Consider the following 273-nt stretch of genomic DNA (forward strand, 5'->3'; position numbering starts at 1 on the left):
TACCCCGAGGCACGCTCTACGCTCGTGACCCAGTTCGACCTCGGGTGGATGACGCGCGGACTTGCGCTCACCGCCCTGTCGCACGGCAGCCGCCACGCCGAGGACGTGCAGCCGCTGCGCCGCGTGCTCCGCACCGTCCGCACCGCGCAGGTGCGCCCCTACGCCCTCGGCGGCCTCGACTCGGCGACGTTCCCCGCGCGCCGCTTTCGCTTGGACGCGCCCGGCTGGGAGGCCATCGCGCGCGTCCGCTCGGGCGGCGACCGCGTGTGGGTG

Annotated in this window: 1 protein-coding gene; it reads left to right on the forward strand. The window is 75.8% G+C overall.

Features of this window, described 5'->3' with window-relative positions; genetic code table 11:
* Nucleotides 1-48: 48 nt before the first annotated feature.
* Nucleotides 49-273, forward strand: a 225-nt coding sequence (locus RYX56_RS22395) for a hypothetical protein (RefSeq protein ID WP_317124127.1), incomplete at its 3' end; no start/stop codon positions are given.

The organism is Alkalihalophilus lindianensis (assembly GCF_032843265.1).
In the GTDB taxonomy this organism is placed as follows: Bacteria; Bacillota; Bacilli; order Bacillales; family Bacillaceae_D; genus Alkalihalophilus; species Alkalihalophilus lindianensis.